Origin of the sequence: Arthrobacter vasquezii, from assembly GCF_029455255.1 — a bacterium.
GTDB classification, from domain to species: Bacteria; Actinomycetota; Actinomycetes; order Actinomycetales; family Micrococcaceae; genus Arthrobacter_D; species Arthrobacter_D parietis.
Genome location: NZ_JAROKN010000001.1, coordinates 185,888 through 206,591, shown reverse-complemented (window position 1 = coordinate 206,591; position 20,704 = coordinate 185,888). Strand labels below are relative to the sequence as shown.

Here is a 20,704-nt window from a genome sequence, read left to right as displayed (position 1 = left end):
CGTGAGCCTCAGTGCATTGTGAAAGTGCGTGCTACGGCATCGTGCACCCTGGGTACTCCGGCCATCCTGCCCATCACCCGATTACGCAGTTCCAGCATGCCCGGCGGCAGTGGACGCCCAAGGATCATGTTGATGTGCGCCTGACGCGAGGCTGCCAGGGCTGCCCGGCGCCGCTCCTCGTTGAAGCGCCGAAGTCCAAGCCCGACGTCGGTGCCCGCCAGCGAAGTGATGACCAGCGGCACGAGCTGCACGGCATCGAGCCACCCCAGGTTCATGCCCTGCCCGCCAATGGGGGACACCTCATGCGCGGCATCGCCGATCAACGCAATACGCCCCTGCACAAACCGTTCCGCTATGCGCCGCCGTACCGCAAAGGAGCTCAACATCGTGTTGTTCCGGGTATCGACGCCCACACCGGTGCGGCTCGCCACCAGCTCCGCGACTGCCTCGGCCGTGGGGTCTTTCACAAGCGACGGCATCCGCACCACCCAGCGCCGGACCGAGCCGGGCAACGGGAAAGACTCAACAATTCCGGCCGGCTCCAGGTACAGGGCAGCGGTGCTTCCGTCACCGGTGGTGTCAGGGAAATCGCCCATGACGTAGGCGTCGGGATACGGCCGGATGCTCGCGCCGATGCCCGCCGCATCGCGTACGGTGCTTCTGGCCCCGTCGGCCCCGATGAGCAACGCGGACCGGTGGGTGCCGTTGTCAGTAATGGTCAGAACCTCACTCCCGACCTCGTGAACGGCCTCGACGGTTTCGCCCCTGCGCAGCGCGTCAGGTGCCAGCTCAGCGAGCCGCTCCGAAAGGATGCGCTCCGTCTGCTCCTGGGGGATTGCAAGCACGTAACGGTGTCTGCCGGGAAGGGACGAGAAGGACAGTTCAGCGACCGTCCGACCGCGGCTCCGCGCAACACCGCCGGGAATCTGAACGCCCGCGGCAACCAGGTTCTCCGCTACTCCAGCCTGTTCCAGTGCGGCAAGCGCCGGTGGGTGGATGCCGATCGCCCGGGAGTGCGAACTGCGCTCGGTGCGGCGCTCCAGGACCTGAACCTCTACACCTGACTGCGCCAGCAGGATCGCGGCGTACAGCCCTACCGGCCCACCGCCGACTATCAGGACATCAGGCACGGCGCACCAGCAGATTCCGGAATGGCACCTGCCGCTCCACGCGCCAACCTGGAGGGACGACGGCGCGCAGTTCGTCCGCCAGATAGCTTCGCCGGATCGACGTCAGCCCGTCCTCGCGGATGTAGGAACCGGGCAACGGCAGAGTGGCCACGGAGAACAGTGCAAACCCCACGCGGGTCCGCGACAGGTCGCTGTGCAGGGCGAGCCGCGTGCCCAGCTTCTCCGAGTCGCTGAGCAGTCCGCTCAGCTCGTCCGGCGAGAGGTGGTGGAGCACATGGTTGGAAGTGACGACGTCGAACTGGGCACCTTCGGCGACCAGTTCCGAACTGAACGCACGGCGGTACCTGAGCCCCGGCGTCCTTGGTCGGCTGCTGGCGAACGCATTCGCGCGTTCGTCGGGGTCAATCGCGGTGATCTCCAGCCTGAAGCCGTCGCGGGCAGCCCAGCGGGCAAGCGCACGGGGTACGTCGCCGCCGCCTGAGCCGACGTCGAGCAGCGTATTGGTACGCGCCGTCGACAGGACCGGCCGGATGTAGTGTGCCCAGGTGCGGTGCCAGCCGGCGACCGAGCGGTTGACGAGCGGGAACTGGGCATAGGTGCGGTCGAGCTTGGCGGGATCGCAGTCCGGCTTGTCCATCTCCTCGATTGCCGTGAGGTTCCGGGAGGCGAGGAAGGCCATTCAGGCGGATGTCTTGGTCAGGAGGGCGGTCTCCACTGTGAGCCCCGGACCGAACGCCATGGAGCAGATGCGCTCATCGGAGTCCGAGCCGGGCTGATCGAGGATGTGCTTGAGGACAAACATCACGGTGGCGCTACTCATGTTCCCGTAGTCCCGCAGCGTTTCCCGGGCGGGGACCAGCTGGTCATCGCTGAGCTTAAGCTTGGCCTGCACCTTGTCCAGAATGCTGCGGCCGCCCGGGTGGATGGCCCAGTGCTCGATGTCCCGGTACTCGACACCGATCAGGGACTCATCGCGTTCCAGTAAGGGAGCGAGGGCGCCGACGATGTGCTCGTCGATGATGTGCGGCACGTAGGTTCCGAGGACCATCTCGAAACCCTCGTCGCCGATGTTCCAGGCCATCGATTCCTCGCCGACCGGGGTCAGGGTGGTTTCGAAGAAGTCGAGGGACAGGGCTGGCCCCGACGGCGGCGCCAGGTCAGTCCGAGCGGTAATGACCGCGGCCGCTGCGCCGTCGGCAAAGAGGGACGTCCCCACAATCGTGTCCGGGTTGTTGGAGGACCGCACGTGCAACGAGCACAGCTCGCCGCTGACCACGAGGACCACCGCGTTGGGATCGGCGTCGCAGAAAGATTTCGCCGCGCGCAGCGCCGGGAACGCCGCGTAGCACCCCATGAAGCCGAGGTGGTAGCGCTGTGCTGACGGGTTCAGCCCCAGTGCGCGGACGATTTTGTAGTCCGGGCCGGGGTTGAAGAACCCGGTGCAGGAAACTGTCACCACGTGGGTGATGTCCTCAGCTTCAACTCCCTCTGCTGCATCCAGCGCTTTCTGTGCAGCTTCGACGAACAGCTTGGTGCCGGCTTCGGCGTAGACCTCGTTCCGGGCCTTGGTGCCCGGGCTGAGGATGGTCATGGTGTCCGAGTCGAAAAACACCGGGGTCTCGTTGTGGCGTTCGAGCGTGAGTTCCTCCACAGCCGTGTAACGCGTATCGATGCCGGAGGAATCGAACGCAGCAGTCACCAGCCGCTGCCCCAACCTGTTCAGCCCCGGCTGTGCTGCAAAGACATCCCGTACCTGGGACTGCACCATGACGGTGGTCGGTACGGCGGTTTCGAGGGACCTCATCAGGACTGTCATAGTTCATTGTTAGGCGACCGAGTAACTGAACACAATACGAAGCAGGCGGCCGGGAAGTCTGCCGCCTCTGCGCTGTGCCTCTGAGACGCCCGCTGCCCGTGGCGTAGCGTGTTGCTATGGCACTGCACCGGAACGTACAACGACGACGCACACGCGGCCATGAGCAAGCTGGCCGTATGCTCCGCCATGGCTCGGTGTGGGCGGTATCGGCGGTGCTACTGGCCGGGTGCAGTGCGGCACCTCCGAACACCGCTTCAGAGTCTCCTGAAACATCTGCCTCGTCTTCCGCAGCCACGCCGACCGCTTCAGGGACGCCGGCTCAGGGGCCCTCGCCGACGCCACCTGCAACACCCACGCCCTCCGCCGAACCCACGCCCTCTGCCGAACCCACCCCGGAGCGTTTCGAGCTTCCCCGCGGCGGGGTGGAATTGTTTCCGGACTACCGCCTTGTCGGGTTCAGCGGGCATCCCTACTCAGCCGCACTGGGCAGGCTCGGCATCGGTGCAATCGATGAGCGGGTGGATGAGATCGAGGCACTCGGGAAGGAGTTGGCCGGCGAGCGCAAGGTGATGCCGGTGCTGGAGCTGATTGCCGTCGTCGTGCAGGCTGATCCGGGTGCCGACGGCGCCTACCGGACCCGCGCGTCCGATGAGATCATCAGCGGGTATCTCGAGGCCGCCCGCAGGCATGACGGGATGCTGATCCTGAATGTCCAGCCCGGCCGGGCGAGCATGGCTGAGGAAGTCCGTGCGCTTGAGAAGTGGCTGGTGGAGCCGGATGTCGGTGTGGCGCTTGATCCCGAGTGGGACATTACGGCGGAGCAGCTTCCCGGGCGTTCCTACGGGCACACCACGGGTGAGGAAATCAACGAGATTGCTGCGTACCTCGATGGTCTGGTGACCGAGAATAACCTTCCGCAGAAGCCGCTCGTGTTCCATCAGGTGGCTCCCGGCGTCGTCAGTAATGTGGCGGCGATACAGGAATACGCAGGGGTGGAAGTTATCCGGAGCGTGGACGGAATCGGGTCCGCGACGATGAAAATCGAAACCTACAACCTGCTGATGAAAGACTTGCCTCCGACTGTCCACCCAGGGTTCAAGTTGTTCTTCGAGGAGGACGTGGTGCTGGGTCCGCTGATGACGCCGGCCGAGGTCCTGGCGCTTACACCGCAGCCGGAGTACGTTCTGTACGAGTAGGACCCATCCAAAGTCGCTGTGTTGCCGAACACAGGTAGAGACTTCTTTGAGGGATGGTGGACATGGCGGTTCGATCGGCAGCACTGGTTGGCGGCGCCCTGCTCGCTGCGCTCTTCACCAGCGGATGCATGGCTGTCGAGGAGAACCCGCTCGACGTGAACTCTCCGCGCTCGCAGGAGAACGTCAGCGCGGTCCAGCAGACGGCGGCGGACTTCGGTGATGACCCCCTGAACCTCGCCGAGAACGGCGCCACGCTCTGCGCCACTCAGCCTGACATCGGTTACCAGGAATTCACGGTCCTGGTGCACAACGAGGCGCTTGAAACCTTCACTCTCGACGACGTCACCCTGCAGAACCCCGAAGGGCTCACCCTCGTGAGCGCTGAGGTGTCCACGGCCAACCGGGAGGGTCACCACAAGGCACACGGCGAGGACGACGGCGGCGCTCACGGCACGCACAGCGCGGAACCGGCGCCTGCAGCTCCTTCCGAGACGGCTGAGCCGGCCGGTCCGGTTGAGCCGGTGCCAGCGGAGGGCTACAACATCACCACCCATGAGTACGTGAATCTGGTGGTGGCGGTCTCGATCGCTGACGGTGTTGACGGAGGCACGTCCCAGGGCGTTTCCGTTGCGTACTCTGCCGGTGGACAGGAATTCACGGGTACCCACCCGCTTGCGATCGAGCTGAACCGCGAGAGCTGCGCCTAACCTTCCCTCCACAGCGGGGCAGCCTTTTAGATTGCTGACCGCGTCAATGCCACAATGGCAGGCGTGAGCGCACCAGTTACCACTCCTCCGTCCATCTTCAAGCAACTCGCCGAGGAACTCGGCGTCCAGCAATGGCAGATCAAGGCCGCGGTGGACCTGCTGGACGGCGGATCAACCGTTCCCTTCATTGCGCGCTACCGCAAGGAAGTCACCGGAACCCTCGACGATGCCCAGTTGCGTGAGCTGGAGGAGCGGCTGCGTTACCTGCGCGAACTCGAGGAGCGGCGCGCGGCCGTGCTTGAGGCGATCGAAGCGCAGGGCAAGCTGACCGCTGAGCTTCGTGCCGCCGTCGTCGGTGCTACCACCAAGGCGCGGTTGGAGGACATCTACCTGCCTTTCAAGACCAAGCGGCGCACCAAAGCTCAGATTGCACGGGAAGCCGGACTGGAGCCGCTCGCGGACTCACTTCTCGCCAACCCATCGCTCGATCCCGTTGCTGAAGCAGGCCGCTTCCTGAACGGGAGCGTTCCCACGGCGGATGACGCGCTGGCCGGTGCCCGGGCGCTGCTCGTGGAGCGTGCCGGGCAGGACGCCGACCTGCTTGCTGACCTGCGTGAACGGCTGTGGAAGCAGGGCCGGCTGCGCTCGCAGGTGGTTTCCGGCAAGGAAGCCGAGGGCCAGAAGTTCTCCGACTACTTTGACTTTGTGCAGGCGCCGTCCGCCATGCCGTCGCACCGGGTCCTGGCACTGCTGCGCGGCGAGAAGGAAGGCGTGCTGCAGCTGACGCTCACCGAGGCTGACTCCACCGACGCTGAAGCTGCGTTGCGTGCCAAGCGCCGTTTCGAGAACTCCGTGGCCGCTTTCCTGGGCGTTGCGGATCAGGGCCGGCCGGCGGATGCGTGGCTCATGGCGACGGTCCAGCAGGCCTGGCGTCGGTTGCTCGCCAAGCTCTCGATCGACCTCCGGGTGCGGCTGTTTGTGGAGGCGGAGACGGAAGCGGTGCGGGTCTTCGCTGCGAACCTGCGCGATGTGCTGCTCGCGGCGCCCGCGGGTGGACGTACCACCATCGGGCTGGACCCCGGCCTTCGGACCGGTGTGAAGGTCGCTGTCGTCGACGGGACGGGCAAGGTCCTCGAAACAGCGACAATTTATCCGCACGCCCCCGCGAAGAAGTGGGATGACGCATTGACTGTGCTCTCGCGGATGGTAACCACCCACAACGTCGAGCTCATCGCCATCGGCAATGGCACGGCGTCGCGGGAGACGGACAAGCTTGCGTCCGAACTGATCTCGCTTATGTCCGGGCGTACCCTGCAGAAACTGGTTGTGTCCGAGGCAGGCGCGTCGGTGTATTCAGCGTCAGCGTTGGCATCGGCAGAGCTGCCTGAGCTGGATGTGTCGCTGCGTGGTGCTGTGTCGATTGCCCGGCGGCTACAGGATCCGCTGGCCGAGTTGGTGAAGATTGACCCGAAGTCGATCGGCGTAGGCCAGTACCAGCATGACGTGAGTCCTGCCAAGCTGGAGCGCTCGCTTGATGCCGTGATTGAAGACTGCGTGAACGCCGTGGGGGTGGACGTGAATACCGCATCGCCGTCGCTTCTGACCCGGGTGGCCGGCGTGGGGTCCCTGTTGAGCGGGAATATCGTTGCGCACCGTGATGCGAACGGCCCCTTTGCACGCCGAAGCGACCTGCTGAAGGTTCCCAGGCTTGGCGCCAAGGCGTTCGAGCAGTGTGCGGGCTTCCTTCGCATTGCCGGCGGACCTGAGCCTCTGGACGCCTCCAGCGTGCACCCGGAGGCTTATTCTGTGGCGCGGCGAATGGTGAACGATGCCAGTGGCTCACTCCGGTCACTGAACCTCGCAGAGTATGTTGACGATTCGATCGGGCTGCCCACGCTGCAGGATATCCTCACTGAGCTCGAGAAACCGGGGCGGGATCCGCGGCCCGCGTTTGTCACGGCCTCCTTTGCTGATGTCGAGAAGATTTCAGATCTGCGCCCGGGAATGATCATCGACGGGGTGGTCACGAATGTTGCGGCTTTTGGCGCGTTCGTGGACGTCGGGGTGCACCAGGATGGGCTGGTGCACGTTTCAGCGATGGCTGACCGTTTCGTCAGCGATCCCCATGAAGTTGTGAAGTCCGGTCAGATAGTGAAGGTCAGGGTGTTGGAGGCTGACCCTGACCGCAAACGGATCTCCCTCAGCTTGCGGGTCAATGACGACGCCGTGCCGCGGGGCGGCGGGTCTGACCGTGGTGCGCGGGGCGGCGGAGGAGGGGACCGCCGTCGTCGTCCCGCCGGTGGGCAAGGGGGCAGTTCCAAGCCTGGCGCTTCAAAGCCGGGAGGAAACTCCAACGCGGGAGCGCAGAAGCAGGGCGGCAAAGGCGCACAAGCTCCGGCGAACAGCGCGATGGCGGAGGCGCTTCGGGCTGCGGGGTTGGCGCCGCGGGACTAGCGCGGGCAGCGACAACCGCGGTTTTCCAGCTCCGGACACGAAAGAGCCCCGCAACGGACACGTTGCAGGGCTCTTTCGTGTGTAGCTGAAACCTTAGGCAGGCAGCTGCAGAACGTCGCCGGTGAAGATGAGGTCGGCGTGGATGAGGGTGTCGGCGTTGGCCTGGTAAAGGGCCTGCCATCCACCTTCGACGCCCAGCTTGGCAGCAATGGTGCTGAGGGTGTCGCCGGACTGGATGGTGTAAGTGTCACCGGACAGCTGAACGGCAGGAGCCGCAGGCGCCTGAACAACTGGTGCCTGAACAACAGGAGCCTGAGCAACTGGTGCCTGGACAACAGGTGCCTGAACCTGAACCTGCTGCGACTGCACCTGCACAGGGGCGGGTGCCGGAGCAGCGGGGATCGGAGTCGGGTTGGCGCCGGCGGTCAGGCCGAGCTTGGCCGAGCATGCGGGCCATGCGCCCCAGCCCTGTCCGTCGAGTACGCGCTCAGCAACAGCGATCTGCTCTGCGCGGCTGGCGTCCTGGGGGAGACCCTGGCCGCCGAAGCCGGCCCAGGTGGACGGGGTGAACTGCAGGCCGCCGGAGAAACCGTTGCCGGTGTTGATGCCCCAGTTGCCGCCACTCTCGCACTGTGCGAGGGCGTCCCAAGTGCTGGCAGGAGCAGCGTTGGCTGCGCCTGCGGAAGCGGTGATTCCAACACCGACGAGAGCTGCCGCTGCAAATCCACGGCGCGCGTTAAGAGTAAGTTTCTGATTCTTCATATGGGTACGATGCTCCAAAAGGCCACCTGCACTCGTTCCGTCCCCGGACGTCTTTGCGACGTTGCTCACCCTTGACTGATCATTGGTCTTGTCTGTGGTGTCTGCCGGACGAGCAACGTACGGTGGAGGGACAGCACCAGGGCATTATGTGGCAGACGCGTAGAGCGCCGTCTGCTTTGTGGTTACCCGAAGCGGGTTCCTGTCTACCGTAGACTGTTTTGCAATCGTTGCCAAATCGAGACGTGGCGGTTATTGACGGAAGACGTGCAGAGGTTCCTTACCGCGCAGTAGTGGAAACCCCGCAGACCACTGTAAAACATAGGAATGGACGCGCACCGGACAGTCACCTGTGAAATCCCTATGAGATGGTCAGACATGGACGCCTACGGGCATATCAATAACGTCCAGGTGGTGCGGCTTCTCGAGGAAGCGCGTATCCAGGCGTTCGGTCCGCCGGGAGGAACCGGTGCCGCGGGCCAGGACCCGCCGGTGCCTCTCTTCAGCTCCGTGGCCGCAGGGGTCCAGGCGCTGGTGGTGGAACACCGCATCAAGTACACGGCCACCCTGGACTACCGGAACGTCCCGTTGAAAATCGAGGTGTGGATTGCAGACCTGAAAGCTGCGAGCCTCGACATCGCGTACCGCATCCATGATCCGGTGACTCGCCGGGTGTGCGTGTTGGCGCAAACCACACTGGCTTTCGTACACGGCGAATCGGGGTCGCTACTGCGCATCTCGGCCGAGCAGAAGCAGCAGCTGGAGCCCTACATGGGCCCGGGCCTCTTCAGATAGACCCGTGAGTTGGCAGGACACACCCCTTCTGAGTGCTCATAAGGGGCGTGTCCTGCCAACTCAACGAGGGGTCAGGCGGCGATGTAGCCGTTCGGGTTCAGCACATACTTGGTGGCCGCACCCTTGTCGAACTCCTCGTATCCGCGCGGCGCATCCTCAAGGGGAATCGCCTTGGCGTTCACTGCCTTCGCGATCTGCACCTTGTCATGCAGGATCGACATCATCAGACCGCGGTTGTACCTCATGACCGGGCACTGACCGGTGGTGAAGGACAGCGACTTCGCCCACCCGGTACCGAGGGAAATCGACAGCGAACCAACCTTGGCCGCCTCGTCGATACCGCCCGGATCGCCGGTGACATAGAGTCCGGGAATGCCAAGCGCGCCACCGGCCGCCGTGATGTCCATCAGCGAGTTCAGGACGGTAGCCGGCGCCTCATGAGAGGAGTCGCTGCCATGGCCGCGCGCCTCGAAGCCGACCGCATCAACACCGCAATCAACCTCCGGCACACCGAGGATCTGCTCGATCTGGTCCTTCGGGTGCCCCTTGGAGACATCGACGGTCTCGCACCCGAAGCTACGGGCCTGCGCCAACCGCTCCTCGTTGAGATCGCCAACAATAACGACGGCGGCACCCAGCAGTTGCGCAGACACCGCTGCGGCGAGGCCTACGGGTCCGGCGCCTGCGATGTAGACAGTGTTCCCGACGGTAACGCCGGCTGTGTAGGCGCCGTGGAACCCGGTGGGGAAGATATCGGAGAGCATGGTCAGGTCAAGAATCTTTTCCAGCGCCTGGTCCCGGTCCGGGAACTTCAGCAGGTTCCAGTCCGCGTACGGAACAAGGACGTACTCTGCCTGGCCGCCGACCCAGCCGCCCATGTCCACGTAGCCATAGGCGCTGCCCGGACGGTCGGGGTTGACGTTGAGGCAGATGCCGGTCTTCCGTTCCTTGCAGTTTCGGCATCGACCGCAGGAGATGTTGAACGGGACCGAGCAGATGTCGCCCTTCTTGATGAACTCCACACCGCTTCCCACCTCGATCACTTCACCGGTGATCTCATGCCCCAGCACCAGGTCCGTGGGGGCGGTGGTTCGTCCGCGGACCATGTGTTGGTCTGATCCGCAGATATTTGTGGCGACCGTCTTGAGGATGACTCCGTGGTCCACCTTGCGGCCGATATTGGCCGGGTTGATCCCCGGTGCGTCCTTGAGATCGAACGTGGGGTAGGGGGTATCAATGACTTCGACCTTGCCGGGGCCCTTGTAGGCCACAGCCCTGTTTCCTGACATGGTGATCCTTCCGATGTGATGGGAGTTCGTCTTCGAACGTCCCTTTCGAAGGCCGCAACTGACCCCGTCTGTCAGAAGGTGGCCTCGCCGTCAGTCTAGGTCTGAAAGGCTTCGCCGTATACCGATTTGATAAACATTCCAGTCGTTCAAAAGTACGTCCCGCCGGGTTTCCGGGCGGGACGTGCTTCGGGGACAAAGATCGCTAGAGGGCACGGCTCCCACGGTGCCGCATGGCATAGGCAGCGCCCAGTCCAACGGCGACGACGCCGAGGATCAGGTTGAGCCAGTTGGTGGATGCGTTGGTCGACAGAATGTTGGCGGCAGAGGTGCCGACAATCAGTCCGTAGAGCCACATGACCAGCAGGACCGCGCCGCTTCCGAGCAGGAAGTTTCGAGCTGAAAGAACTCCGCGGCTCATCCAGACTCCGGCGGCTCCCATGGCTAGATACAGCAGGTTGAGGAGCACCGACACCTGGAACGCGCCCAGGAGCATTGCCTCGGAACCGGATGCAAAGGCCATGGAACCGTATTGTGTGGTGATGCCCGGGATGAATCCGAGAATCCCCACCAGCAGGAAAACTACTCCCATCCCCATCGAGGCGCTGCGAACGTGATCGCGCGTCACATGGAAATCATGCGCATGGTGTGATGCGGTAGTCATCTCCCCTCCTCATGTGTGAATATGACTCTTCGCGGTGCCGCGAAAACGTCAGGAGAGGCGCATCGCCTGCACCGCCGTTGGAGGAGCGCAAACCGCGCCCAACCAGCACTCTCATTTTACTGCTGAAATACCCACCTGATAAGGGAAAACATGGCCAACTGGGCAATGATTACCGGCGCAACTGCAGGCCTTGGGGCGGAGTTCGCGGAGCAACTTGCCCGGCAGGGAAAGGGCCTTGTCCTGGTCGCCCGGGACTCGGCCAGGCTGGAGAAAAAAGCGGCTGCACTTCGCTCCCGCTTCAGCGTGGCGGTGGAGGTGCTGGCTGCGGACCTGCACGACGACGACGGCGTCCGCCGTGTCCTCGACAGGCTGCGGGACAGCACGGAGCCGGTGTCAACCCTGGTCAACAACGCGGGCTATGGCCTGCCCAAATCCTTCGAGGCGAATCCGCTTGAGGACGAACTGAACCACGCGGCGATTCATCTCACCGTTCCCCTTGCGCTCAGCCATGCCGCGCTGCAGGGCATGCTCGCACGCGGTTCCGGGCAGATAGTGAACGTGGCCAGCGTTGCCGGGTTCACTCCGCGCGGGACCTACGGCGCGCTGAAGGCAGCAATGATCAACTTCAGCACCTGGGCCAACTTCGCCTACAAGTCCCGGGGAGTAACCGTAATGGCGTTGTGTCCCGGCTTCGTCCACACTGAATTCCACCAGCGTATGGGCATGGACAAGGGCTCCGTTCCACGCTGGATGTGGTTGGATGCTCAGGGCGTCGTGGGCGCTGCCCTGAAGGATCTTTCCGCCGGCAAGGCGGTGTCGATTCCCAGCCTTCGCTATAAGGTGCTTGCGTTCGTTGCGAGGAATGCGCCGTCGTCGTTGGTGGCAAGGCTCGCCGCGCGCGGCAGGTGAACGAATATGTGGGTGGGGTTCATCGAGTTCGACCTCCTGCTGGGGGACGTGCACTCACTGAAGGCGAAGCGTTCGCTGGTTCGGCCGCTGGTGGCGGAGGTGCGGCGACGTTTCGAGCTGTCAGCTGCCGAAGTCGGTACGCAGGATCTCCACCGCCGCGCAACCGTTGGCGTGGGTCTGGTTTCGGGGGATCGTAGGCACGTTGTCGAGGTGCTGGATGAGGTTGAGCGGTTTGTCGCTGCGCGGCCGGAACTTGAACTCTTGAGTGCTCGACGCCGAATTGTGACCAGCGATGACTAACGGGATCGTCAGCGAACTTACTATCATGGGAACGTTGAGGCGTACTTACGAGGAGGTAAGAGCGTGTCTGGATATTTCAAGCTGGTTGACGCCCATGATCATGGGTACCGGCTCAAACTCATGGCCGGTGACGGCACCCTGGTTGCTGTCTCCGCGTACTTCCCCACCAAACAGGCTGCCATCGAGGGCATCGACGTCATCCGTGAAATCGCCGGTACCGGTCCCGTGATGGACCACACCCGCAGGGAGCAGTCTGCCCACGGTCACGCTGCCAGGGAGCAATCCACCCATGCCGTAGCGAAGCCGCGCCTTTCGGCCTGAAGGTTCGCTCCTAGCCTTCACACTCGACGCAGTAGGTGTGCCCGTTGCTTTCCCGTGCTTTCTGAGACCGGTGCCGGACCAAGAAACAGGAGTAGCACGTGAACTCGTCCTCACCCTGAGGGACCACCTGAACGATCAGCTCTTCGGAGACGATTTCCCCGCCGGGCGTATGTCCTTCATCAAGGGAATCGGACTCGTCCAGCTCAGTTACGACTCTCTTCGCATCGGGGGCGTTGGCGGCTTGCAGTGCCTCCAGCGACCGGTCCTGAGATTCCTTGACGTCGGAACGGACTTCGTCGTAATCGGTTGCCACTTTGGATGTTCTTCTCTCTGGCGTTAGCGGTTGTTACTACAGCAATCTTGCAACACATATGTGCGTGCCTTTGTTCCCACGATCCAGCGATAGTGTCGAATCAATGCAAAGTGAACAGCACGCCTCCAAACTTCCCGACCAGATGCTACTGACGCCGGACCCTACCCGTCCCACGGATGGCTTTGTCCGGGTGCGCGGCGCCCGCGAAAACAATCTGCGCGCCGTGAACGTGGACGTTCCCCGCGATGCGATCGTTGCTTTCACCGGGGTGTCCGGCTCAGGCAAGTCTTCCCTGGCCTTCGGTACTATATACGCCGAAGCCCAGAGACGTTATTTCGAGTCCGTGGCGCCGTATGCCCGCCGGCTCATTCAGCAGGGCCACAACCCCAAAGTGGAACAGATCACCGGGCTGCCTCCCGCGGTTGCACTTCAACAGCGCCGGGGCGCCCAGAGCAGCCGGTCCTCCGTTGGCACAGTAACGACCCTGTCCAACTCTGTACGCATGCTTTTCTCACGGGCAGGCAGTTACCCTGCCGGCGCGGAGCAACTTGATTCGGATGCGTTTTCTCCGAACACCGCTGCCGGAGCCTGCCCGGAATGTCATGGCCTCGGCATAGCGCACACCGTCAGCGAGGATTCGCTGGTGCCGGATCCCTCGCTCAGCATCCGTGACGGAGCCATCGCTGCCTGGCCGGGCGCCTGGCAGGGCAAGAATCTGCGTGACATCCTCACCCACCTCGGCTACGACGTCGAAACTTCCTGGCAGAAGCTGCCGAAAAAGGACCGCGACTGGATCCTTTTCACGGAAGAGCAGCCCGTGGTCGAAGTGACCCCGGAGCGGGACCGCGTAGCAAAGCCGTACAAGGGAAAGTTCTGGAGCGCCCGCAGCTACGTCCTGCACACTCTGGCCGATTCGCAGAGCACCACCATGCGTAACCGTGTTCTGCAGTTCATGCACACCGGACCGTGCACGCGTTGCGGAGGCAGCGGCCTCAGGCCCGATGCCCTCGCCGTGACGTTCGCCGGGAAGACCATCGCCGAGCTCAACGCGGTTCCGTTGAGCGAACTGGCCGGCATCATCCGTCCCACCACCGAGCTGACCTCGGCGGGAACGGCCTCGCGCAGGCGGTCCTCAGGCGAAACCAACGAGGTGGCCGTCGCACTCACCCAGGATCTGCTGCAACGGATCACCGTCCTTCTGGATTTGGGTCTGGGTTATCTTGCGCTCGGTCGATCCACTCCGACGCTTTCTCCGGGGGAAATGCAGAGACTCCGGATCGCCACCCAACTCCGGTCCGGACTGTTCGGTGTGATCTACGTGCTCGACGAGCCGTCGGCCGGGCTACACCCAGCGGACGCCGAACCCCTGCTGGCCGTGCTGGACCAGCTCAGGGTTTCCGGCAACTCAGTCTTCGTCGTGGAGCACAATATGGACGTGGTGCGCCGTGCTGACTGGGTTGTGGATGTCGGACCCAACGCCGGCGAGGGCGGCGGTGAAGTGCTCTACAGCGGGCCGGTCGACGGGCTTCGAGACGTTGCAGCGTCTGTAACCAGGCCGTTCCTCTTCCGTGGGCACCCTGACGGGACGGGCGACGTCGCTTCAGCCGGTCACGATCACGACGGCGCAACCGCTGGCCAAGGTGCAAGCAGGGAGGCAACAGGTTGGCTCGGGCTGAGGAACATCACCCGGCACAACCTGCGCAACCTCGACGTGGACTTCCCACTCGGAGTACTTACTGCGGTCACCGGTGTTTCCGGCTCCGGCAAATCGACCCTGGTCAGTCAGGTCCTCGCCGAGCTCGTCAAGGAACGGCTGCGTCCACACGGTGAAATTCCACACGGTGAAATTCCGCACGGTGCAGATCCGCACGGTGGGACAACGGAATCGTCGGACACGGGCGAAAATGGCCCTGCTGCCGCCCGCACAGGGTCGCTGACAGTCGACTCGCCGTCCGGACGGAACCACCTCGACCGGCTCGTGACGGTTGATCAGAAGCCGATCGGCCGGACTCCGCGCTCCAACCTCGCAACCTACACCGGGCTCTTTGACGCCGTGCGGAAGGAATTCGCCGCCACCGACGAGGCCCGATCCCGTGGCTACGGCGCCGGACGCTTCTCCTTCAATGTGGCAGGCGGCCGGTGCGAGGTCTGCCAGGGCGAAGGGTTCGTGGCCGTGGAGCTGTTGTTCCTGCCCGGCAGTTACGGGCCGTGCCCAGAGTGCGATGGTTCCCGGTTCAATCCCGAAACTCTTGAGGTCACCTACCGCGGCCGGAACGTCGCCGAGGTGCTGGGAATGACGGTTACCGCTGCCGCTGAATTCCTGGCCGACGTACCCTCAGCGGCCCGGAGCCTTCGAACCTTGCTGGAAGTGGGATTGGGCTACCTTAGGCTGGGTCAACCCGCCACCGAGCTGTCCGGCGGAGAGGCCCAGCGCATCAAGCTGGCCACGGAAATGCAGCGTGCCCAGCGCGGTCACACGCTGTACCTGCTGGATGAGCCCACCACCGGATTGCATCCCGCAGATGTCCGTCTGCTGATGACGCAACTGCACGGGCTGGTCGACGCCGGCAACACAGTGATTTTGGTCGAGCACACCATGGATGTTGTCGCCTCCGCTGACTGGGTCATCGATCTTGGACCCGCCGGTGGCGACGGCGGCGGAAAGATCACTGCCGTCGGCACTCCCGCTGCGGTGTCGGCATCACAGGACAGCCGGACCGCCTCGTATCTCGCTGCTACCCTGCACTCCTGACCTCCAGCGCTTACCCGGCCAACAGTTCCCTGATGTCATCCGCCGTCAGCGCTGAACTGAAGACGGCGTCATCATCCATGACTGAGCTGAACAGCTTGGCCTTCTGCTCCTTCAGCTTCATGACCTTCTCCTCGATGGTGTCCGTTGAGACCATCCGGTAGACCATGACGTTCTTCGTCTGGCCGATGCGGTGCGTCCGGTCCACCGCCTGCGCTTCGCTGGCCGGGTTCCACCACGGATCCAGCAGGAAGCAGTAGTCAGCTTCGGTCAGGTTCAGCCCGAAGCCGCCTGCCTTGAGGCTGATCAGGAACACCGGTGCGGTGCCGTTCTTGAAGGAGTCGATGACGTCTCCGCGCTTCCGGGTGGAGCCGTCCAGATAGGCGAACTCGACGCCCTGGGCTTCCAGGCGCGCTGCCGCCAGCTTGAGGTAGGACGTGAACTGGCTGAATACCAGAGCGCGGTGTCCCTCTGCGAGAACGTCCTCCAACTGTTCAAACAAGACGTCCAGCTTTGCTGACGGCACACCCTCATACTCCGGCTCAACCAGAGACGCATCGAGGCTGAGCATCCGCAACAGGGTCAGTGAACGGAACACGATCATCCGGTTCCGGTCCAGGTCCTCGATCAGGCCGAGCAGCTTCTGCCGTTCCCGCTGGAGGTGCGTCTGGTAGATCTTGCGGTGCCGCGGGTGCAGTTCCACCGCGAGCACCTGCTCCTGTTTGGGCGGGAGGTCTGACGCGACGGCCTCCTTGGTTCGCCGCATCATCAGCGGCCGGATCCGGCGCCGCAGCCGCTGCAGCCGCTCCGTACTGCCCTGCTTCTCGATGGGGGTCCGGTACTCCTCCGTGAAAGCACGCGAGGACGGGAACAACCCCGGAGCGGTGATATTGAACATCGCCCACAGCTCCATCAGGTTGTTCTCCATGGGAGTGCCGGTGATGGCCAGCTTGAAGGGTGCGCGAAGTTCCTTGGCGCACCGGTGCACCTTCGCCGCATGATTCTTCACGAACTGCGCCTCGTCCAGGATGAGACCTGCCCACTCCTGCTTCCCGTACGCGTCATTGTCCAGCCGGAAGAGTGCATAGGACGTGATAACGACGTCGGCGCCCTCCACCTGCTCGGACACCGGCGTTCCGCTCTTGGCCTGCGTGTCACCGATACCCCGCACAGCAAGACCGGGCGCGAAGCGCTGCGCCTCAGCAATCCAGTTCGGCACCACCGAGGTGGGCGCCACCACGAGGAAGGGCCGTTTCTCGCCCTGATCCTTCGCGTGGACCAGCAACGCCAGCGTCTGGAGGGTCTTGCCGAGACCCATGTCATCTGCCAACACACCGCCCAGGCCGTGCGACCACAGGAACGCGAGCCAGTTGAAGCCGTCCACCTGATAGGGGCGCAAGGTTGCGTGAAGCCCCTCCGGTAGTGGTGTCTGCTCAACCTCGGTCAACTCGAGTAGGCCATTGACGGCTGCACGCCATGACTGTGCCTGTTCCGTTTCCTCAGCAAGGTCCTCGAATTCAGCCCACAGACCCGCCTGATAGCGGCTGATCCGCAGCCCGGTCTCCCACTCGTTGAGCATCCGTGCCTCATCGATGAGTTCGCGAAGCTGGTCGAAGATGGGCTGGTTCAGGGACAGGTAGCTGTTGTCTACCAGCTTGATCCGGTTGCTGCCCTTGGCGAGGGCGGTGAAGATGTGGTCGAACGGGATCTTCCGGCCCTGTACGGTGACCAATACGCCCAGGTCAAACCAGTCGCGGTCCTCGGTATCCACGGTGGTGATGAGAAGCTGCGGTGTGTCGGTGAGCTCCTCAAACTTCGGTTTGCTGCCGAGAATGTCCACGCGCACTGCGTCCAGCCGCTCCAGCCGCGGCAGGGCGGTCTCCGTGAAGTCCACCACCTCCATGCCGGTGAATACGCGGTCCTTCACCATGCGACCGCCGAGGGCGTCCCGAGCCGCTGCGAGCGTGGCGGTTTCGGTTGCGGCGTCTCGGTACCCGCCGTCGTCGTCCTTGCTTTTGAGGGGTTTGCGGGTCTCAGTATCACCGCTCTGGTAGGCCCAGTCCCAGGAGAGCTGCAGCTCATCCTCACCGAAGGCAGCAGTGAGAACCAGCACGGGGGGAAGGATTTCCGGGAAGATGACCGAGCCGTCGCTGCTCACCACATCGATGGACTGGATGAGCCGCGGGTAAAAGCCTGACAGGAACTCCTGCTTCTCGCTCTCCGGGATGCGCACCGGCTTGGTGCGCTCGAGGAGTTCCCGGTTGTGATCGGTCAGCTTGCGCGTGGTGGGCGCCAGAGTGATGGTGCCGTTCTCGGAGGCCGTGTAGACGCCGTGATCGGCAATGACGTGTGCCGAGTCCGGCGGGTGGTTCTCGCCGTCGATATTGATGGCCGGGCAGAGCTGGATGGCGTTGTCCGTGGTGGTGGCATCGAGGAGCAGGACCGCCTCGGAAGCCAGGTGGACCGTGACGCTCTTCTTCGAACCGACGAAGGCGATCCCCAACCGTTGAGCCTCCTGCAGCAGCTGCCACAGGAGCGGGTTGCTGAAGTCATCCAGGTACAGCCAGGAGTCATTGTTCCCGAAGTAGGTGACGCCGGTCCCGCGGTGCAGCGCCGGAAACTGGGCGAACCAGCGGTGCTGATCGGGATCCAGCTTCAGCCCGTACGTCTGGTAGCTGATGTTTCCCCACGCGAGATTGTTCTTCACCCAGTTGCCCTTGGCGTTCCGGATCACTGGGCGGACGCCGAGCTTGAAACCGCGGTAGGCATGGCGCTTCTCCCACTTGGACACCGTGGTGGGGCGCAGTTCAAACTGCAGGCCCAGAACGGTGGGCTGGACGGTGGCGAGGGCTCCGTCGTCGTGCTGGTGGCTTGAAAGGAGGCCGGACAGGGATTCCTGCCACCCGGCGGGGCGGGCGGGCGACGACGGCGCCGTCAGCTCCTGATTGGCGCGAAGATTCTCCATGTTGGAACGAAGTGCGACGGCGGCAACATGCTTGCAGTCCAACCCCACCGGGCAGGAGCACACGCTGTCCCGGAGGTGGAAGCGGCCGTCACCCTTCTGCGCCAGATACAGTTGCGTGCGGTATGGCGCAGGCGAGCTTCCCATGACGCGCGCGTGGACCGTCCTGGAGTCCGGTTCGAAGGTCAGCCCCTGCACCAGGGAATCCTTGGCATACCCCTGCCCACGCTGAAACGCGGCGCCACCCACCATGCGGATGATGTCAGCGACATCGATCATGGGATATGGGGTTTCGGGCATGAATTTATGCTCTCATGTGGCCCTGACAGACTGGTGTCATGCGGCTACTTACTGTGGGGCACGGAACAGCGGACCGGGATCAGTTCGGCGCACTGCTTCAGGGAGCCCAGGTGCAGACCCTGGCGGATGTGCGTCGCTTTCCGGGCAGCCGCCGGAACCTCGACACCCGGAAGGAAGCGCTCGAGGAGTGGTTGCCGTCCGAAGGAATCGATTACCGGTGGTTCGAGGATCTGGGCGGGCGCCGGCGCAATGCTGCGGGGGAGCCGGAAACTGACACGTGGTGGCGGGTGGCGCAGTTCCGCGCCTATGCCGCCTACACCCGCACGGACGAATTCGCGGCCGCGCTGGCGGAGCTGCGGGCGGTCGCTGCACAGGCCTCCACCGCGATCATGTGCAGCGAGAGTGTCTGGTGGCGTTGCCATCGGCGCATTGTTGCGGACGTGCTGGTGATGCTGCATGGCTTCGAAGTGCATCACCTCATGCCTGATGGCCGGTTGACGCTGCATGAACCGTCCGCAGGCGCCCGAGTTTCTGACAGTGCCGTGTACTGGGATGTGCAGGACTAGTCGACCAGCCCGGCACCGAACTTCCTCAGCAGGTCTGCAAGTGCGTGGCGCTCGCTGGCGGAGAGGCCCGCGAGCAGTTCCTCCTCAGCGGCCAAGTGGGTAGGGAGGGTTGCATCGACCAGGTCCTTCCCCTGTTGCGTCAGCGTTACTTCGGTTCCGCGCCGGTCAACGCTGCTTTTGGCGCGGGTAATCAGTCCGCGGTCTTCCAGCCGGTTCAGGCGCTGTGCGACGGCGCTTGAGGTGATCATGGCGCTCGCAGCGAGGTCTTTCGGGCTAAGTGTGTAGGGGGGTCCGTTCCTCCGCAGGGTGGCGAGCACGTCAAAAGACCCGGCATCCAGCCCGTGCCGCGAGAAGTTTCCCTCAAGCCGGCGTTCCGCCTGTTGCGCCACCCGGGAGAGCCGGCCCAGTACGTGCATGGGGGAGACTTCGAGCTCGGGCCGCTCGCGATGCCACTGCTGCACAATCCCGTCCACGTGGTCAGTCATGGATCCACTCTAAAGTTTGCTAAGCACTTAGCTACTATTGCTAAGTGCTTAGCAAAATGAGTTGGACCCTGTTGATAACCGCCCTTGCGCCGATGGTCTGGGGTAGCACCTATCTGGTGACCGAGGCCTTGCTGCCGCCGGGGCTTCCGCTGACTGCCGGGGTGCTTCGCGCACTCCCTGCCGGTCTCCTGCTTCTCCTGGTGGTGCGGCGGTTGCCACACGGCTCATGGTGGTGGAAGGCGCTGGTGCTTGGCGGCCTCAACATCGGGGTCTTCTTTGCGTTGCTCTTCGTGGCGGCGTACCGGCTGCCCGGGGGAGTGGCGGCGACCGTAGGCGCTGTTCAGCCGCTCATTGTGGCGGGACTGGCAACGTGGGTCCTCAAGGATCGGCTGTCGCTCAAAGTGGTGCTGGCGGGGATTACCGGTGCTGCCGGCGTCGCGCTTCTGGTTCTGTCATCGCAAGCGCGACTCGATACGGTGGGTGTGCTCGCCGCACTGGGCGGGGCGGTGTCCATGGCTGCCGGCGTCGTGCTTGCCAAGAAGTGGGGCAAGGCAGAGAAGCCGCTCACCATGACCGCGTGGCAATTAGTGGCCGGCGGGCTCCTGCTGGTCCCGCTGATGCTCATCGTCGAGGGGCAGCCGCCCGCGCTTACGATGACCAACCTGGGCGGGTACCTGTACCTCTCGATCCTTGGAACAGCTGTGGCCTACGTGCTGTGGTTCCGCGGTATTCAGCGGCTGCCGGTTACTGCTCCTTCCTTCCTCGGACTGCTCAGCCCGGTGGTCGCAGCGCTTTTGGGGTGGCTGGTTTTGGGCGAGCAACTGTCCCTTCTGCAGGGAGTTGGCGGGTTGCTGGTTCTGGGTTCCATCCTGGCGGTCAATGTGCGCAGGCGCTCCGGTAGGCAGCCGGCGGTTGCGCTGCCTGCCGTAGATCGGTCGCCTGAAATCTGCATCCCGACGCCGCTGCGTTAGATTTGTTGAACCGCACCCGTT

Annotated in this window: 19 protein-coding genes; 10 read left to right on the top strand and 9 right to left on the bottom strand. The window is 63.7% G+C overall.

The features are described 5' to 3' along the window. Nucleotides 1–8: 8 nt before the first annotated feature. The 3 genes from P4U43_RS00980 to P4U43_RS00970 are packed head-to-tail and all read right to left on the bottom strand — an operon-like array spanning nucleotide 9 to nucleotide 2,946. The gene (locus P4U43_RS00980; protein ID WP_277357057.1) at nucleotides 9–1,130 is read right to left on the bottom strand and encodes an FAD-dependent oxidoreductase; all 1,122 of its coding nucleotides are present in this window, start codon (nucleotides 1,128–1,130) and stop codon (nucleotides 9–11) included. Then, nucleotides 1,123–1,809: a class I SAM-dependent methyltransferase gene (locus P4U43_RS00975; protein ID WP_277357056.1), complete on the bottom strand. Its 687-nt coding sequence runs from the start codon at nucleotides 1,807–1,809 to the stop codon at nucleotides 1,123–1,125. The genes P4U43_RS00980 and P4U43_RS00975 overlap by 8 nt, the downstream gene beginning before the upstream one ends. Then, nucleotides 1,810–2,946 carry a type III polyketide synthase gene (locus tag P4U43_RS00970; RefSeq protein WP_277357055.1) on the bottom strand — a complete coding sequence of 379 codons (1,137 nt, stop codon included), beginning with the start codon at nucleotides 2,944–2,946 and terminating at the stop codon, nucleotides 1,810–1,812. 116 nt (nucleotides 2,947–3,062) lie between these two features. Here P4U43_RS00970 and P4U43_RS00965 point away from each other — a divergent pair, with 116 nt between their 5' ends. From P4U43_RS00965 to P4U43_RS00955, 3 genes are all read left to right on the top strand, one after another. Then, nucleotides 3,063–4,142 carry a hypothetical protein gene (locus tag P4U43_RS00965; RefSeq protein WP_277357054.1) on the top strand — a complete coding sequence of 360 codons (1,080 nt, stop codon included), beginning with the start codon at nucleotides 3,063–3,065 and terminating at the stop codon, nucleotides 4,140–4,142. Between the two features lie 62 nt (nucleotides 4,143–4,204). After that, nucleotides 4,205–4,849, top strand: coding sequence for a hypothetical protein (locus tag P4U43_RS00960; protein WP_277357053.1), 645 nt, complete (start codon nucleotides 4,205–4,207; stop codon nucleotides 4,847–4,849). Between the two features lie 54 nt (nucleotides 4,850–4,903). Continuing rightward, the gene (locus P4U43_RS00955) at nucleotides 4,904–7,303 is read left to right on the top strand and encodes a Tex family protein (protein ID WP_404800674.1); all 2,400 of its coding nucleotides are present in this window, start codon (nucleotides 4,904–4,906) and stop codon (nucleotides 7,301–7,303) included. 93 nt (nucleotides 7,304–7,396) lie between these two features. Here the strand turns inward: P4U43_RS00955 and P4U43_RS00950 are convergent, their stop codons facing one another. Continuing rightward, nucleotides 7,397–8,065, bottom strand: coding sequence for a LysM peptidoglycan-binding domain-containing protein (locus P4U43_RS00950; protein WP_277357051.1), 669 nt, complete (start codon nucleotides 8,063–8,065; stop codon nucleotides 7,397–7,399). Nucleotides 8,066–8,425: 360 nt separating this feature from the next. On the opposite strand from P4U43_RS00950, the gene P4U43_RS00945 reads away from it, so the two are divergent. Beyond that, entirely contained in the window at nucleotides 8,426–8,857 is a 432-nt protein-coding gene (locus P4U43_RS00945; RefSeq protein ID WP_277357050.1) for an acyl-CoA thioesterase, read from the top strand. A 71-nt stretch (nucleotides 8,858–8,928) separates the two neighbouring features. On the opposite strand, the gene fdhA is transcribed toward P4U43_RS00945, so the two are convergent. Both fdhA and P4U43_RS00935 read right to left on the bottom strand, forming a co-directional pair. Beyond that, nucleotides 8,929–10,146 (bottom strand): formaldehyde dehydrogenase, glutathione-independent, encoded by a 1,218-nt coding sequence (gene fdhA, locus P4U43_RS00940; RefSeq protein ID WP_277357049.1) that lies wholly within the window; start codon nucleotides 10,144–10,146, stop codon nucleotides 8,929–8,931. 202 nt (nucleotides 10,147–10,348) lie between these two features. After that, entirely contained in the window at nucleotides 10,349–10,807 is a 459-nt protein-coding gene (locus P4U43_RS00935) for a DUF4383 domain-containing protein (protein ID WP_277357048.1), read from the bottom strand. A gap of 150 nt (nucleotides 10,808–10,957) precedes the next feature. On the opposite strand from P4U43_RS00935, the gene P4U43_RS00930 reads away from it, so the two are divergent. From P4U43_RS00930 to P4U43_RS00920, 3 genes are all read left to right on the top strand, one after another. Beyond that, nucleotides 10,958–11,716 carry an SDR family NAD(P)-dependent oxidoreductase gene (locus tag P4U43_RS00930; RefSeq protein ID WP_277357047.1) on the top strand — a complete coding sequence of 253 codons (759 nt, stop codon included), beginning with the start codon at nucleotides 10,958–10,960 and terminating at the stop codon, nucleotides 11,714–11,716. Nucleotides 11,717–11,722: 6 nt separating this feature from the next. Further along, the gene (locus tag P4U43_RS00925; protein ID WP_277357046.1) at nucleotides 11,723–12,016 is read left to right on the top strand and encodes a DUF503 domain-containing protein; all 294 of its coding nucleotides are present in this window, start codon (nucleotides 11,723–11,725) and stop codon (nucleotides 12,014–12,016) included. A gap of 63 nt (nucleotides 12,017–12,079) precedes the next feature. Beyond that, complete coding sequence (locus P4U43_RS00920) at nucleotides 12,080–12,337, top strand: YegP family protein (protein WP_277357045.1); 258 nt, start codon at nucleotides 12,080–12,082, stop codon at nucleotides 12,335–12,337. Nucleotides 12,338–12,347: 10 nt separating this feature from the next. Here the strand turns inward: P4U43_RS00920 and P4U43_RS00915 are convergent, their stop codons facing one another. Continuing rightward, nucleotides 12,348–12,650 (bottom strand): DUF4193 domain-containing protein, encoded by a 303-nt coding sequence (locus tag P4U43_RS00915; protein ID WP_056550228.1) that lies wholly within the window; start codon nucleotides 12,648–12,650, stop codon nucleotides 12,348–12,350. A gap of 103 nt (nucleotides 12,651–12,753) precedes the next feature. On the opposite strand from P4U43_RS00915, the gene P4U43_RS00910 reads away from it, so the two are divergent. Further along, on the top strand, nucleotides 12,754–15,402 hold the full coding sequence (locus P4U43_RS00910; protein ID WP_404800673.1) for an excinuclease ABC subunit UvrA: 2,649 nt from the start codon (nucleotides 12,754–12,756) through the stop codon (nucleotides 15,400–15,402). A gap of 10 nt (nucleotides 15,403–15,412) precedes the next feature. On the opposite strand, the gene P4U43_RS00905 is transcribed toward P4U43_RS00910, so the two are convergent. Further along, a complete protein-coding gene (locus tag P4U43_RS00905) occupies nucleotides 15,413–18,661 on the bottom strand; it encodes a DEAD/DEAH box helicase (RefSeq protein WP_277357044.1) in 3,249 nt (1,082 codons plus the stop codon). A gap of 38 nt (nucleotides 18,662–18,699) precedes the next feature. Here P4U43_RS00905 and P4U43_RS00900 point away from each other — a divergent pair, with 38 nt between their 5' ends. Next, a complete protein-coding gene (locus tag P4U43_RS00900; protein ID WP_277357043.1) occupies nucleotides 18,700–19,227 on the top strand; it encodes a DUF488 domain-containing protein in 528 nt (175 codons plus the stop codon). Here the strand turns inward: P4U43_RS00900 and P4U43_RS00895 are convergent. Continuing rightward, entirely contained in the window at nucleotides 19,224–19,712 is a 489-nt protein-coding gene (locus P4U43_RS00895; protein WP_277357042.1) for a MarR family winged helix-turn-helix transcriptional regulator, read from the bottom strand. The two genes, P4U43_RS00900 and P4U43_RS00895, sit on opposite strands and share 4 nt — an antisense overlap. A gap of 44 nt (nucleotides 19,713–19,756) precedes the next feature. Here P4U43_RS00895 and P4U43_RS00890 point away from each other — a divergent pair, with 44 nt between their 5' ends. After that, nucleotides 19,757–20,683, top strand: coding sequence for an EamA family transporter (locus tag P4U43_RS00890; protein ID WP_277357041.1), 927 nt, complete (start codon nucleotides 19,757–19,759; stop codon nucleotides 20,681–20,683). Nucleotides 20,684–20,704 lie beyond the last annotated feature (21 nt).

What these genes read in the sequence shown, in the direction of transcription:
- P4U43_RS00905 (WP_277357044.1), bottom strand. Translation starts at nt 18,661, where the DNA reads ATGCCCGAAACCCCATATCCCATGATCGATGTCGCTGACATCATCCGC.
- P4U43_RS00965 (WP_277357054.1), top strand. Translation starts at nt 3,063, where the DNA reads ATGGCACTGCACCGGAACGTACAACGACGACGCACACGCGGCCATGAG.
- P4U43_RS00945 (WP_277357050.1), top strand. Translation starts at nt 8,426, where the DNA reads ATGAGATGGTCAGACATGGACGCCTACGGGCATATCAATAACGTCCAG.
- P4U43_RS00975 (WP_277357056.1), bottom strand. Translation starts at nt 1,809, where the DNA reads ATGGCCTTCCTCGCCTCCCGGAACCTCACGGCAATCGAGGAGATGGAC.
- P4U43_RS00910 (WP_404800673.1), top strand. Translation starts at nt 12,754, where the DNA reads ATGCAAAGTGAACAGCACGCCTCCAAACTTCCCGACCAGATGCTACTG.
- P4U43_RS00900 (WP_277357043.1), top strand. Translation starts at nt 18,700, where the DNA reads ATGCGGCTACTTACTGTGGGGCACGGAACAGCGGACCGGGATCAGTTC.
- P4U43_RS00960 (WP_277357053.1), top strand. Translation starts at nt 4,205, where the DNA reads ATGGCGGTTCGATCGGCAGCACTGGTTGGCGGCGCCCTGCTCGCTGCG.
- fdhA (WP_277357049.1), bottom strand. Translation starts at nt 10,146, where the DNA reads ATGTCAGGAAACAGGGCTGTGGCCTACAAGGGCCCCGGCAAGGTCGAA.
- P4U43_RS00970 (WP_277357055.1), bottom strand. Translation starts at nt 2,946, where the DNA reads ATGACAGTCCTGATGAGGTCCCTCGAAACCGCCGTACCGACCACCGTC.
- P4U43_RS00950 (WP_277357051.1), bottom strand. Translation starts at nt 8,065, where the DNA reads ATGAAGAATCAGAAACTTACTCTTAACGCGCGCCGTGGATTTGCAGCG.
- P4U43_RS00930 (WP_277357047.1), top strand. Translation starts at nt 10,958, where the DNA reads ATGGCCAACTGGGCAATGATTACCGGCGCAACTGCAGGCCTTGGGGCG.
- P4U43_RS00935 (WP_277357048.1), bottom strand. Translation starts at nt 10,807, where the DNA reads ATGACTACCGCATCACACCATGCGCATGATTTCCATGTGACGCGCGAT.
- P4U43_RS00895 (WP_277357042.1), bottom strand. Translation starts at nt 19,712, where the DNA reads ATGACTGACCACGTGGACGGGATTGTGCAGCAGTGGCATCGCGAGCGG.
- P4U43_RS00925 (WP_277357046.1), top strand. Translation starts at nt 11,723, where the DNA reads ATGTGGGTGGGGTTCATCGAGTTCGACCTCCTGCTGGGGGACGTGCAC.
- P4U43_RS00955 (WP_404800674.1), top strand. Translation starts at nt 4,904, where the DNA reads ATGGCAGGCGTGAGCGCACCAGTTACCACTCCTCCGTCCATCTTCAAG.